This window comes from Pseudomonas sp. PSPC3-2 (assembly GCF_049897085.1).
Classification (GTDB): domain Bacteria; phylum Pseudomonadota; class Gammaproteobacteria; order Pseudomonadales; family Pseudomonadaceae; genus Aquipseudomonas; species Aquipseudomonas paraveronii.
This window is the reverse complement of sequence record NZ_JAFCVO010000006.1, coordinates 248,085-260,129: the sequence shown is the minus strand read 5'-3', so window position 1 is coordinate 260,129 and position 12,045 is coordinate 248,085. Positions and strand designations below refer to the sequence as shown.

At 62.2% G+C, this 12,045-nt stretch carries 10 protein-coding genes; 7 read left to right on the top strand and 3 right to left on the bottom strand.

The window, feature by feature from the left end:
- Positions 1-30 precede the first annotated feature (30 nt).
- Complete coding sequence (locus tag ACP7CJ_RS12780; RefSeq protein ID WP_247401471.1) at positions 31-1,344, bottom strand: ATP-binding protein; 1,314 nt, start codon at positions 1,342-1,344, stop codon at positions 31-33.
- Positions 1,345-1,461: 117 nt separating this feature from the next.
- The gene (gene ompR / locus ACP7CJ_RS12775) at positions 1,462-2,202 is read right to left on the bottom strand and encodes a two-component system response regulator OmpR (protein WP_133103043.1); all 741 of its coding nucleotides are present in this window, start codon (positions 2,200-2,202) and stop codon (positions 1,462-1,464) included.
- Positions 2,203-2,559: 357 nt separating this feature from the next.
- Here ompR and ACP7CJ_RS12770 point away from each other — a divergent pair, with 357 nt between their 5' ends.
- The 7 genes from ACP7CJ_RS12770 to tauD all read left to right on the top strand — a co-directional run bounded on the left by ACP7CJ_RS12770 (position 2,560) and on the right by tauD (position 10,788).
- The gene (locus ACP7CJ_RS12770; RefSeq protein ID WP_426101821.1) at positions 2,560-4,884 is read left to right on the top strand and encodes a Tex family protein; all 2,325 of its coding nucleotides are present in this window, start codon (positions 2,560-2,562) and stop codon (positions 4,882-4,884) included.
- A complete protein-coding gene (locus ACP7CJ_RS12765; protein WP_276195820.1) occupies positions 4,884-5,267 on the top strand; it encodes a PaaI family thioesterase in 384 nt (127 codons plus the stop codon). Before ACP7CJ_RS12770 ends, ACP7CJ_RS12765 begins: the two co-directional genes overlap by 1 nt.
- A gap of 214 nt (positions 5,268-5,481) precedes the next feature.
- Complete coding sequence (gene gshA, locus ACP7CJ_RS12760) at positions 5,482-7,065, top strand: glutamate--cysteine ligase (protein ID WP_426101819.1); 1,584 nt, start codon at positions 5,482-5,484, stop codon at positions 7,063-7,065.
- Positions 7,066-7,330: 265 nt separating this feature from the next.
- Positions 7,331-8,308, top strand: coding sequence for a taurine ABC transporter substrate-binding protein (tauA, locus tag ACP7CJ_RS12755; RefSeq protein ID WP_276195818.1), 978 nt, complete (start codon positions 7,331-7,333; stop codon positions 8,306-8,308).
- A 16-nt stretch (positions 8,309-8,324) separates the two neighbouring features.
- Entirely contained in the window at positions 8,325-9,104 is a 780-nt protein-coding gene (tauB, locus tag ACP7CJ_RS12750; RefSeq protein WP_253392582.1) for a taurine ABC transporter ATP-binding subunit, read from the top strand.
- Entirely contained in the window at positions 9,101-9,937 is an 837-nt protein-coding gene (tauC, locus tag ACP7CJ_RS12745; RefSeq protein ID WP_426101817.1) for a taurine ABC transporter permease TauC, read from the top strand. Before tauB ends, tauC begins: the two co-directional genes overlap by 4 nt.
- 14 nt (positions 9,938-9,951) lie before the next feature.
- Positions 9,952-10,788, top strand: coding sequence for a taurine dioxygenase (gene tauD, locus ACP7CJ_RS12740; RefSeq protein ID WP_426101815.1), 837 nt, complete (start codon positions 9,952-9,954; stop codon positions 10,786-10,788).
- 143 nt (positions 10,789-10,931) lie between these two features.
- On the opposite strand, the gene mgrA is transcribed toward tauD, so the two are convergent.
- Entirely contained in the window at positions 10,932-11,969 is a 1,038-nt protein-coding gene (gene mgrA, locus ACP7CJ_RS12735) for an L-glyceraldehyde 3-phosphate reductase (RefSeq protein ID WP_247402315.1), read from the bottom strand.
- Positions 11,970-12,045: the final 76 nt, after the last annotated feature.

The following is a 12,045-nucleotide window of genomic DNA, read 5'->3' as shown; positions in this document are numbered from 1 at the left end:
TTGCCCGCTCCCATATTTGATCCTGGTTGTTTAAACCGCATCTCGGGGCAACATCAAACCCAACGGCAAGCGGACCCGTGCTTCAAGCCCGCCGTTCTCGCGATTGCGCAACTCAACATTGCCGCCATGCATCGAGGCAATCCGCCGCACAATCGCCAGCCCCAAACCGGTGCCCTTGCCACCCCGAGCGCGGTCGCCACGGGTGAAGGGGTTGAAAATGCCTTCCAGCTCGGCCGGGTCGATACCGGCCCCCCGATCCATCACGCTCAGCACCACATAGGGCGCAGCACTGTCACCGGAGACATACGCCGCCACTTCCACATCCGAGCCGGCGTGGTGCAAGGCGTTGCCGATCAGGTTGTTCAGCAGGCGCTTCATCGAGACCCGACGCAACGCGAACGGCTGGATCGGCTCCAGGCGCATGCGCACCTGCTCGCCATTCTGGTTGTAAGGCGCCACCACCTCGCGCACCAGGTCCGTCAGGTCGACGACTTCCACCACCTCGTCACGGCCGTCGCGGATAAATGCCAGGAACTGGTCAAGAATCGCATCCATGTCCTCGATATCACGCACCATGTCATCCGTGAGATCGGTATGGTCGCCCATCAACTCCAGGGACAGCCGCAAACGCGTCAAGGGCGTGCGCAAGTCATGGGACACGCCCGCGAGCATCAGCTCGCGCTCGCGCCCGGCCTGTTCGACATCCTCGGCCATCTGGTTGAACGCACTGTATACCTCGGTCATCTCACTGGGCGTGTCGCTGACCGGCAGGCGCACACTGCGCCCCTGTCCCAACTGGCGGGCGGCAAACACCAGGCGTTTAAGCGGTTGATTGAGCTGGCGCACGAAAATCCACGCCGATGCCGTTGAAAGCAAGCCGATAGCCAGGAACCAGCCCAGCACGTTCCAGATCTTCTGCCCTCGCAAAGGGTGCGGATACAGCGGCACCTTCAGCCAATCTTCCCCCAGGCTCGGCGCGCGCACCCAGAGTGCGGGTGACACATGCATACGCAACCGCACTTCGGTGTCGTCGCCCAGTTCCGCCTGCATCTGGCGCTGGTAAATCTCACTGTAGGGCCAATGTTGCTCGCCTTCCGGCACACCTGCACCCGCCACGCGCACCAGCGTGGCCGCCTTGGCGATTTTTTCGCGGTTCTCGGGGTCGGCCGCCCAATAGGCGCGCAGGGTCAGGGCGACACCGTGGCTGTACTGTCGATCCACCAGCACGTCTTCGTTCATCAGCAGATAAACCAGCGTGAGTGCCTTGGAAAACAGAACGACGATAAGCACCAGCCAAAGGGTGCGGGAGAAAAAACTTTGCGGGAACCACAGCGGGGTTTTCATAGGAAACAGCTAGACACCTTGCAGGAACGAGCAGCGCTCGCAGAATTGCAGACGCCGGACATCCCGTCGACCCTCACGGAGCCAAACGCCAGGATGCCCGCCCCTGCAAATCATCGGTCACTTGGTTGCAGTGCCATCCGGCACAAACACATACCCCACGCCCCACACCGTTTGGATATAACGCGGTTTGGACGGGTCCGGCTCGATCATTCGTCGCAGACGAGAGATCTGCACGTCGATGGAGCGCTCCAAAGCATCCCATTCCCGACCACGGGCCAGGTTCATCAGTTTGTCGCGGGTCAGCGGCTGGCGTGCGTTCATCACCAGCGCCTTGAGCACGGCGAACTCGCCGGTGGTCAGCATGTGGACTTCATCGCCACGCTTGAGCTCACGGGTGGCCAGCGACAGTTCGTAATCGCCGAAGGTGACGCTTTCGTCCTCGCTACCGGGTGCGCCCGGCACCGGCGCTGCCTGGCGACGTAATACGGCCTTGACCCGCGCCATCAGCTCGTCCGGGTTGAACGGCTTGGCCAGGTAGTCATCAGCGCCCAGTTCGAGTCCCTTGATGCGGCTCAGCTCATCGCCCTTGGCGGTGAGCATGATGATCGGAATCTGGTTGTTCGCGCCGCGAAGGCGTTTGCAGGCGGTGAGGCCGTCTTCACCGGGCAACATCAGGTCGAGCACGACCAGGTTGAACACCTCACGCCCCAACAGGCGGTCCATCTGCTCAGTGTTTGGCACCGAGCGGGCACGGTAGCCCTTGGAGTTGAAAAAACGCTCCAGCAGGCTGCTCAGCCCCGGATCGTCATCAACGATGAGAATTTTTTCGCCTTCAGCAGTTTGTGCAGTGCTGCTCATTGGATGCTCCTCTTATCTCGGCGCGCATTATGGCCTAGCTGCGGTTATACGCACCGAGTGCATTGTTAGCAGATTTTTCCTCTACTGCCAGCGAACCCGCGCCCTACAACCTGTGGCGCAGTACCCCCCAAGGACAGAACGCTGGTTATAATGCGGCGCCTTCGTGCAGGGCAACGTCAGATCGTTACCGTTTACTGCCGGGCTTTTTTCACCCGCTTGTCGTGATTTTTTCGATTTCGAGGGTCAATAGGCAGCCTCTTGACCCAGGCAGCGGCGCCAGTCGGGCCGCTCAACCAGCCTCGCCGGGCCTTGTTTTTCCGGGCCTGCGAGCTGCTTTTAAGAATTTCAGGTGGTTTTATGGACAGCATCAACAGCCGCATCGCCGAGGAACTCGGTGTACGCCCCCAACAGGTCGAAGCGGCCGTCGCTCTACTGGATGAGGGCTCCACGGTGCCCTTCATCGCCCGTTACCGAAAAGAAGTGACCGGCAGCCTCGACGACATTCAACTGCGGCACCTGGAAGAGCGCCTACGCTACCTGCGAGAACTCGACGAACGGCGCATCAGCATCCTCGCCAGCATCACGGAGCAGGGCAAGCTGACCCCGCAATTGGAACGCGACATCAAACTCGCCGATACCAAGACCCGCCTCGAAGACCTTTACCTGCCGTACAAACAGAAGCGCCGCACCAAGGGCCAGATCGCCCTGGAAGCCGGCCTCGGCGACCTGGCCGACGGTCTGTTCAACGACCCCTCGATGACCCCGGACACCGAAGCCGCGCGCTTCATTAACGCCGAAAAAGGTGTCGCCGACGTCAAGGCCGCCCTCGAAGGCGCCAAGTACATCCTGATGGAGCGCTTCGCCGAAGACGCCAGCCTGCTGGAAAAGCTGCGCACCTACCTGAAGCAGGAAGCCATCCTCAGCGCCCGCGTGATCGCCGGCAAAGAGGAAGAAGGCGCCAAGTTCCGCGACTACTTCGAACACGACGAACCCCTCAAAAGCATGCCGTCCCACCGCGCCCTGGCGATTTTCCGCGGCCGCAACGAAGGCATTCTCAGCTCCGCGCTGAAAGTCGGCGACGAACTGCCGGGCACCATGCACCCGTGCGAAGGCATGATCGGTCAACAATTCGGCATCCAGAATCAGAACCGTCCTGCGGACAAGTGGCTCGATGAAGTGGTGCGCTGGACCTGGAAGGTCAAGCTCTACACCCACCTGGAAACCGACCTGCTCGGCGAGTTACGTGACGGCGCCGAAACCGAAGCGATCAACGTATTCGCCCACAACCTGCACGACCTGCTGCTGGCCGCACCGGCCGGCCCGCGTGCCACCCTGGGCCTCGACCCAGGCCTGCGCACCGGCTGCAAGGTCGCCGTGGTCGATTCGACCGGCAAGCTGCTCGACCACGCCACCGTGTATCCGCACGTGCCCCACAACAAGTGGGACCAGACGCTCGCGATCCTGGCGGCCCTGTGCGCCAAGCACGCGGTAGACCTGATCGCCATCGGCAACGGCACCGCCAGCCGTGAAACCGACAAACTGGCCGCCGAACTGATCAAAAAATACCCAGCCATGAAGATGACCAAGGTCATGGTTTCCGAGGCCGGCGCTTCGGTGTACTCGGCATCGGAACTGGCTTCCAAGGAATTCCCGGACCTCGACGTGTCGATCCGTGGCGCGGTGTCCATCGCCCGTCGCCTGCAAGACCCGCTGGCCGAACTGGTGAAAATCGATCCGAAATCCATCGGCGTCGGCCAATACCAGCACGACGTGTCGCAGCTGAAACTGGCGCGCGGCCTGGATGCGGTGGTGGAAGACTGCGTAAACGCCGTGGGTGTGGACGTGAACACCGCCTCCGTCGCACTGCTGGCGCGGATCTCCGGCCTCAACGCGACCCTGGCGCAGAACATCGTGACCCACCGCGACGAAAACGGGGCGTTCAAGACCCGCGCCGCGCTGAAAAAAGTCGCACGCCTGGGTGAAAAAACCTTCGAACAGGCTGCCGGTTTCCTGCGCGTCATGAACGGCGACAACCCGCTGGACGCCTCGGCGGTTCACCCGGAAGCCTACCCGCTGGTGCAACGCATCGCCGCCGAGACCGACCGCGACATCCGCTCGCTGATTGGCGACGCCGCGTTCCTCAAGCGCCTGGACCCGAAGAAGTACACCGACGAAACCTTCGGCGTGCCGACCATCACCGACATCCTGCAAGAGCTGGAAAAACCTGGCCGCGACCCACGCCCAGGGTTCAAGACCGCCGAGTTCCAGGACGGCGTCGAAGACCTCAAGGACCTGCAACTGGGCATGATCCTCGAAGGCGTGGTGACCAACGTGACCAACTTCGGTGCCTTTGTGGACATCGGCGTGCATCAGGACGGTTTGGTGCATATCTCCGCGCTTTCGGAGAAGTTCATCAAAGACCCACGCGAAGCGGTGAAGGCCGGTGACGTGGTCAAGGTCAAGGTCATGGAAGTCGACATCCCGCGCAAACGCGTCGGCCTGTCGATGCGCATGAGCGACACCCCCGGCGAGAAAATCGACGGTGCCCGTGGCGCCCGCCCGGGCTCGGCGCCACGCCAGTCGCAAAACAACGCGCCGCGCAAGGAAACCGCGATCGCAGCGCCGAGCAACAATGCCATGGCCTCGCTGTTCGCCAACGCCAAACAGTTGAAGAAGCGCTGATGGAGATTCCGGCCGGTTTGACCCAGAGCGCGTTCAGCGAACTGATCGGCTGCCGCCTGCAACGCCTGGAGCAGGGCGTTGCCGAGGTGGCCCTGAGCCTGGAGCCGCAACTGCGCAATCGCGCAGGCAAGCTCCATGGCGGGGTGATTTTCAGCCTGGTCGACATCACCATGGGGCTGGCCTGTTCCAGCGCCCACGGGTTCGACCAGCAGAGCGCCACCATCGAATGCAAAATCAACTACATCCGTGCGGTGGAAAACGGCGACGTGCTGTGTACCGCACGGGTTATTCACCCGGGTCGGCGCACGTTGGTGGTCGAGGCCGACGTGTACCAAGGTGAAAGACTTGTCGCAAAAGCGCAGGGCACCTTCGCTGTCCTATAGCTCCCCACCCTCGATTTGAGTTAATTTCGGCGCTGCGATAACGGCGTCGGAATTTTCTTGCTGCGCTATAGCCCAATTCATGGAGTGAAGTAGGCTTTTTCAAAACGGGTCAAATCGACTCAAAACCAGGCGATCACGCCAGTTTTAACTTCACCCTTGTAGACCGTCCTGCCCACCCCCATATTGGGGCGACTGACGCGTGAAGGAATCCAACTTGAGCGAACTTCTCAACCGCCGCCTGGCCCTGCTCGGCAAGCGCGAACACCTCTCCCTGCTGGAGCATTGCTTGCACGGCATCGAGCGCGAATGCCTGCGTGTCACCCATGAAGGTCGCCTGGCGCAGACGCCGCACCCCGAAGCCCTGGGCGCCGCGCTGACCCACGCACAGATCACCACCGACTACTCGGAATCGTTGCTGGAGTTCATCACCCCAGCCCTGCCCAACCCGGCCGATACCCTGAGCAATCTGGACAAGATCCATCGCTTTGCCTACAGCAAGCTCGGCAGCGAATACCTGTGGAGCCCCTCGATGCCGTGCCCGTTGCCGGCCGAGGAAGACATTCCGATTGCCTACTACGGCACCTCCAATATCGGACAGCTCAAGTACGTGTATCGCAAGGGCCTGGCCCTGCGTTACGGCAAGACCATGCAGTGCATTGCCGGCATCCACTACAACTTTTCCCTACCGGAACAACTGTGGCCGCTGCTCAAGGAAGCGGAAGGGTTCATCGGCACCGATCGCGACTATCAGTCCAACGCCTATATCGCCCTGATCCGTAACTTCCGCCGCAACAGTTGGCTGCTGATGTACCTGTTCGGTGCCTCGCCGGCACTGGACGCAGGCTTCCTGCGCGGCCGTTCGCACCAGTTGGACGTGCTGGATGCCGACACCTTGTACCTGCCGTATGCCACCAGCCTGCGCATGAGCGACCTGGGTTACCAGAGCAACGCCCAGGCCGGCCTGACGCCGTGCTACAACGATTTGGCCAGCTACACCGACAGCCTGCGCGAAGCGGTGGCAACGCCCTACGCGCCTTATGTCGAAGTCGGCACCCACAAGGACGGCGAGTGGGTGCAACTCAACACCAACATCCTGCAGATCGAAAACGAGTACTACTCCAACATCCGTCCCAAGCGTGTGACTTACACCGGCGAGCGGCCGATCCAGGCGCTGATGGCCCGTGGCATCCAGTACATCGAAGTGCGCTGCCTGGACATCAACCCGTTCCTGCCGATGGGTATCGACCTGCAGGAGTCGCGTTTCCTCGATGCGTTCCTGCTGTATTGCGCGCTGAACGACAGCCCGCTGTTCGCCGACAACGAGTGCGGCAACGCCACGTCGAACTTCCTCAGCGTGGTCAAGGAAGGCCGGCGTCCGGGCCTGCAACTGCAGCGCAAGGGCCAGGCGGTGGACATGAAGGAATGGGCCACCGAGTTGCTGGAAAAGATCGCACCGTTGGCCGCCCTGCTCGACGAGAGTCACGGCATTACCGAACACAGCCAGGCACTGGACGCCCAGTTGGCCAAGGTCAACGACCCGTCCCTGACGCCGTCGGCCCAGGTGCTGGCCGCGATGGCCGAGCGCAAGGAAAGTTTTGCGCAGTTCTCCCTGCACCAGAGCGAGGTGCATGCCGAGTATTTCCGCAAGGAGCCGCTGCCGGCCGCAGAGCAGGCGCACTTTGAAGAACTGGCGCGCACCTCGCTGGCGCAACAGGCGGAACTGGAGCAGAACGAAGTGGGCGATTTCGATGTGTTTGTCGGCTCGTACCAGGCCAGCATCCTCGCGATCAGCAACTAAACGCCGAACTCGTTCCCTCAGGGGAATGAGCTCTAATGTGGGAGGGGGCTTGCCCCCGATGACGGTGGGTCAGTCAGTACATGCATTGACTGATCCACCGCCATCGGGAGCAAGCCCCCTCCCACATTTGTCCTCATTGGGGTGAAGAATCCCCTCCACCCTTCTCCTCATAAGCTAATTCGAAAAAGTTATTTATTTTCGAGTTCTTAGATCATTTAGTCTCCTCACATGCCGATTCTCGGCGGCCTGATTGAGGAGCTTCCCCTTGAAACTGCTTACCCCTCTGCGCCTATTGGCCGCGTTGTCCCTGGCCGGTGCCAGCCTGTTTGCCCAGGCGACGGATGTGACCATCGCCTACCAGACCACCGTGGACCCGGCGAAAGTCGCCCAGGCCGACGGTGCGTATGAAAAAGCCACGAACGCCAAGATCGACTGGCGCAAATTCGACAACGGCGCCGACATCATCGCCGCCATCGCGTCCGGCGACGTGCAGATCGGCTACCTCGGTTCCAGCCCGCTGACCGCAGCCATCACGCGCAAAGTGCCGGTGCAGACCTTCCTCGTCGCCACCCAGATCGGCGGTGCCGAAGCCCTGGTGGCGCGTAACGGTTCGGGGATCAACAGCCCGCAGGACCTGATCGGCAAAAAAGTCGCCGTGCCGTTCGTTTCCACCGGCCACTACAGCCTGCTGGCCGCGCTGAAGCACTGGAACATCGACCCGTCGAAAGTGACCATCCTCAACCTCGCGCCGCCAGCCATCATCGCCGCCTGGAAGCGCGGTGATATCGACGCCACCTACGTGTGGGACCCGGCCCTGGGCGTGGCCAAGGAAAACGGCAAGGTGCTGATCACTTCCGGCGAACTGGCCACGTTCGGCGCGCCGACCTTCGACGCGTGGATCGTGCGTAAGGACTTCGCCGAGAAGCACCCGGAAATCGTCAGCGCTTTCGCCAAAGTCACCCTGGATGCCTACGCCGCGTACCGCAAAGACCCACAAGCCTGGCTCGCCGACAAAGCCAACGTCGACAAGCTGGTGAAGCTCTCCGGTGCCAAGGCCAGCGACATCCCCGCGCTGCTGCAAGGCAACGTCTACCCGCTGGCCGCTGAGCAGGTGACCCTGCTGGGCGCGCCAACCACCAAGGCAGTGACGGATACCGCGGCGTTCCTCAAGGAACAAGGCAAGGTCGAAGCGGTGCTGCCGGACTACGCCCCCTATATCAGCGCCAAGTTCATTACCCACTGATCAGGAGTTCATCGCGATGGCCTTGCTACAACTGGAGCGCATCAGCGCACAGTACCCAGGCGCCACAGAACCGGTACTGTCTGACATTTCACTCGAACTTGGGCCCCAGCAATTGCTGGTGGCCCTCGGCCCGTCCGGCAGTGGCAAGACGTCGCTGTTGAACTTGATTGCCGGTTTTGTCGAACCCTCTGCCGGGCGCATCAGCCTCGATGGCGTGCCGGTCAAAGGCCCGAGTGCCGAGCGCGGCGTGGTGTTCCAGGACGATGCCCTGCTGCCCTGGCAGGACGTGCTGGCCAATGTCGGCTTCGGCCTGGAGCTGGCCGGCGTGAGCAAGGCGCAACGCGAAGTGCGCGCCCGGGAAATGCTCGCGCTGGTGGACCTGGCCGGTTTCGACAGCCGGCGCATCTGGCAACTGTCCGGCGGCCAGAAGCAACGTGTCGGCCTGGCCCGCGCCTTGGCGGCAGACCCGCGTGTGCTGCTGATGGACGAACCCTTCGGCGCCCTCGATGCGTTCACCCGCGAACAGATGCAGGAGCTGCTGCTGCAAGTCTGGCGGCGCACGGCCAAGCCGGTGTTCCTGATTACCCACGACATCGAAGAAGCGGTATTTCTCGCCACCGATTTGATCCTGCTGGCACCCAACCCCGGTCAGATCGTCGAGCGCCTGCACCTGGATTTCGGCCAGCGCTATGCCGCCGGCGAGTCTGCGCGAGCGATCAAATCCGACCCGCGCTTTATCGAAACCCGCGAACACGTACTGGGCAAAGTGTTCTCCCAACGGCAGGTGTGCGCATGAGCAGCTACGAACTTCCCGCCACGGCCGCCAAGCCGGTGGCGCACGCGGTTATCCCGCTGCGGCGCAGCCTCAGCACACGCTGGATCAGCCTGCTGACGCTGATCGCCTTGCTGGCGATCTGGTGGGCGGTGACCGCCAGCGGCCAGATCGAACCGCTCTTCCTGCCGCCGCCGTCCGCCGTGCTGCAAAAAGGCTGGTTGCTGGCGACCACGGGCTACATGGACTCCACCTTGTGGCAGCACCTCGGCGCGAGCCTCGGCCGCATCGGCTTGGGCCTGGGTTTTGCGGTGCTGACCGCGGTGCCGGTGGGAATTGCCATCGGCTCGAATCGTATCGCCCGGGGCATTCTCGACCCGCTGATTGAGTTCTACCGGCCGATTCCACCCCTGGCCTACCTGCCGCTGATCGTGATCTGGTGCGGCATCGGCGAGCTGTCCAAGGTGCTGCTGATCTACTTGGCGATCTTTGCGCCGATCGCCATCGCCACCGCGACCGGCGTGCGCACGGTCGACCCGGCCAAGCTGCGTGCCGCGCAGTCGTTGGGCGCCACGCGCGCCCAACTGATTCGCCACGTGATCCTGCCGAGCGCCCTGCCCGACATCCTCACCGGTGTGCGCATCGGGCTGGGCGTGGGCTGGTCGACATTGGTCGCCGCCGAGCTGATCGCCGCCACCAGCGGCCTGGGCTTCATGGTGCAGTCGGCGGCGCAGTTCCTGGTCACCGATGTGGTGGTGCTGGGGATTCTGGTGATCGCGCTGATCGCCTTCGCCATGGAAATGGGCCTGCGTGCCCTGCAGCGTAAATTAGTGCCGTGGCATGGCCAGGCACACTGAGTGATGAGAACCCCATGAGCCGCCTGACCGTTACCCCATTAAGCACCGCCCTTGGCGCCCAGATCAGTGGCGTCGATATCACCCAGCCGCTGAACCTCGAACAGCGCGACGCCATCGAACAGGCGTTGCTCACCCATTCGGTGCTGTTCTTCCGTGACCAGCCGCTCACCCCGCAGCAACAAGCACGCTTCGCGGCGAACTTCGGCGACCTGCATATTCATCCGATCTACCCTAACGTGCCGGAACAGCCTGAAGTGCTGATCCTCGATACCGCCGTCACCGACGTGCGTGACAACGCCGTATGGCACACCGACGTGACCTTCCTACCCACTCCAGCCCTCGGCGCGGTGCTGAGTGCCAAGTTGCTGCCGGCGTTTGGTGGCGACACGTTGTGGGCTAGCGGGATTGCCGCGTATGAGGCCCTGTCCGAGCCGTTGAAGGGGCTGCTCGACGGGCTCACCGCCACGCACGACTTCATCAAATCCTTCCCGCTGGAGCGCTTTGGCAACACTGCCGAAGACCTGGCGCGCTGGGAAGAAACCCGCAAGAAGAACCCACCGCTGTCGCACCCGGTGGTGCGCACCCACCCGGTAAGCGGGCGCAAGTCGCTGTTTGTCAGTGAGGGCTTCACCACCAAAATCAATGAACTGGAACCGGCGGAAAGCGAGGCGATCTTGAAGCTGCTGTTCGCCCACGCGACACGCCCGGAGTTCACGATTCGCTGGCGCTGGCAGGAGAATGACGTGGCGTTCTGGGACAACCGCGTCACCCAGCATTACGCAGTGGATGACTACCGGCCGCAGCGGCGGGTGATGCATCGGGCGACGATTTTGGGGGATGTGCCGTTCTGAGCCGAACACGAGAGTCGCCACACTGAAAATCAAATGTGGGAGGGGGCTTGCCCCCGATGGCGGTGTATCAGTCAGTACATCCATTGACTGGTCCACCGCCATCGGGGGCAAGCCCCCTCCCACATTGACTGTGTGCTGCCAGGTTATTCAGCCGTCGATGGTTTTTCCCACAGGTTGATCCCGCCTTCCAGCGCAAACCGATCGATCTCCGCCAGTTCCTCGGCGGTGAAACTCAGGTTCTTCAGCGCCCCGACGTTTTCAATAATCTGCTCCGGCCGGCTCGCGCCGATCAGTGCGCTGGTCACCCGTGGGTCGCGCAGGGTCCAGGCCAGGGCCAGTTGGGCCAGGCTTTGGCCACGACGCTTGGCGATTTCATTGAGCGCACGCACGTGAGCGATGTTGGCGTCGGACAGGTGCTTGGCCTGCAACGAACCGCCACCAGGACGATTCACCCGCGCATCGGCCGGCACGCCATTGAGGTACTTGTCGGTCAACAACCCCTGTGCCAGCGGCGTGAATGCGATCACCCCGGCACCGAGGGCTTCGGTGGTGTCGAGCAGGTCTTTTTCCACCCAGCGGTTGAGCAGGTTGTAGGCCGGTTGGTGGATCAGCAGCGGGACTTTCCACTCGTTGAGCAGGGCTGCGATTTCGCGGGTTTTCACCCCGGAGTAGGAGGAAATACCAATGTACAACGCCTTGCCTTGTTGCACGGCGGTGGCGAGGGCGCTGGCGGTTTCTTCCAGCGGTGTGTCGGCGTCGAAGCGGTGCGAATAGAAAATATCCACGTAGTCGACGCCCAGGCGTTGCAGGCTCTGGTCCAGGCTCGCCAGGATGTACTTGCGCGAACCGCCGCCCTGGCCATACGGGCCGGGCCACATGTCCCAGCCGGCCTTGCTGGAGATGATCAATTCGTCACGGTAGTGCTTGAAGTCTTCGCGCAGCAAACGCCCGAAGTTGATCTCGGCGCTGCCATACGGCGGGCCATAGTTGTTGGCCAGGTCGAAGTGGTTGATGCCTAAGTCGAACGCGGTGCGCAGCAGGGCGCGCTGGGTGTCGATCGGGGTGCTGTCGCCAAAGTTGTGCCACAGCCCCAGGGACAGGGCCGGCAGCACCAAGCCACTGCGGCCGACGCGGCGATAAGGAATAGATTCATAGCGGTTTTCGGCAGCGATATAAGTCATCGAATCCTCTCTTGGACGGGGGCAAATAAGGCCTGGGAATAAGCCTATTCCCAGGCCTTTTAAGCAGCTGAATCGC